The organism is Nonomuraea sp. NPDC001636 (assembly GCF_040298265.1).
Classification (GTDB): domain Bacteria; phylum Actinomycetota; class Actinomycetes; order Streptosporangiales; family Streptosporangiaceae; genus Nonomuraea.
The window spans coordinates 1-1533 of the sequence record NZ_JBEOZT010000092.1 but is presented as its reverse complement, the minus strand read 5'-3'; the positions used below and the strand labels follow the sequence as shown (position 1 = coordinate 1533).

Annotated in this window: 1 protein-coding gene; it reads right to left on the bottom strand. The window is 66.6% G+C overall.

Annotated features, from left to right (window positions below; translation table 11 throughout):
• Positions 1-13: 13 nt before the first annotated feature.
• Positions 14-1408, bottom strand: a complete 1395-nt coding sequence (locus tag ABT158_RS51165) for an IS4 family transposase (protein ID WP_352366759.1) — start codon at positions 1406-1408, stop codon at positions 14-16.
• Positions 1409-1533: the final 125 nt, after the last annotated feature.

Sequence of the window (1533 nt, the reverse complement as noted above, 5' to 3'; positions counted from 1 at the left end):
CAATGCCGGGAAGTTAAGGGCTTTGGGCTGCTGTCAACTGGTGTTCGGTGAGGACGTTGATGGTGGTGCTCGCGCGGTGGTTGGTGCGGTCGACGTGTCCTTTGGCCCGATGTTTGGAGATCGCGCGTTTGACGATGCGGGGGCTGATGCGTTCGCGGCGTTGTGGCAGGGGATCTTCAAGGAGAGCGCGTCCGATACGCCCGAGCAGGTCGATGGTGGTGTCGGCGAGGATGCCGGCGGCGTGGACGATTTGATCGCGGGCGGTGAGCAGGGCGATGGTGAAGCTGGCCCGGTCATCGGTGATGCCGGGATGAGATGCGGTGGCATCGGCCATCGCCAGCCGCAGGACCTGGTAGGCGGTGAGCAGAGCATAGATTTCCTGGTCGACGCCTGCCGGGGTCCGGGAGCGCAGGACGCGGCCGCCCAGAATGGTCGATTTCAGTTCGAGGTAGATCGTTTCGATCTCCCAGCGCTGGTGGTAGAGGACGACGAGGTCCCGGGCGGGGTAGCGGTGCTGGTCGAGCAAGCTGGTGATGAGCCGGTAGTGGACGGTCCGCCGGTTGATACCGGACAGAGTGACGGTGATGTGGGCGTCGATGACCCGGATGGGGACTCCGCCCAGCACGCTGGTCCACGACCCATCCGTCAGGGTGGCCAGCCGGGGCAGGGCCCGGCTGTTCTTGCAGCGGATCAACAGGTCCGCCCCGGTGACGGCGATCGCCGTGACGAGGTCCTTGACCGCGAAGTTCCGGTCGCCCAGGAGCACCATCCCCGGCCGCAGAGCACCGAACAGGGAGGGCGCGTAGCTGGTCTCGCCGGTCTTGACCGGGCCGAAGGTCACCCCGAGCAGGGTACGAGTGCCGCAGACGACTACGGCCAGCAGCCGCAGAAGGGGATAGCCCGACCCGCCATGCGAGCCGCTTTGATGCCCGAACCGGGTCAGGTTCGCCGGGCTGTCGGGCACTGACATCGTGGTGCCGTCCATCGCGCAGACCAGCAGCCCCCGCCACCGCAGCGCGCCTGCCGGCGGGCCCGCCAGCAGCTCGAACAGCGCCTTCAACGGCGCTACCCCGACCCGGCGTCGTGCCTGCGCCAACGCCGAGGACGACGGCGGCGCTGCTGAGACGGCCAAACCCGACACGAGCCGGGCCCATACCTGCCGATACCCCATCCCGGCGAACAGGCCCGCTGCCAGCAGCAGATACACCATCACCCGCGACGGCAGCTCCCGTAGCCGCCGCTCGACCGCACCTGTGTCCGCCAGTACCTCATCGACCATCTCGAAAGGGATGATCTGGGTCAGCTCACCCAGATGACCTGGCGCGAACACCCCTGCCGCGGTGCGGGTGGTCGATGTGACCGTGCTGATGGCGGAGGCCAGGGCAGACCTGGCAGACTGTCGGCTCAACGGAGATCCAGTCTGTTACGGATGGTTGTGGAAGATCACCCGTTCTACTGGATCTCCGTTCTCATGTCCCAGGTTCGGCCGAACACCTTGACTCGACCGCCAGCCGTCTTAACTTCCCGGCATTG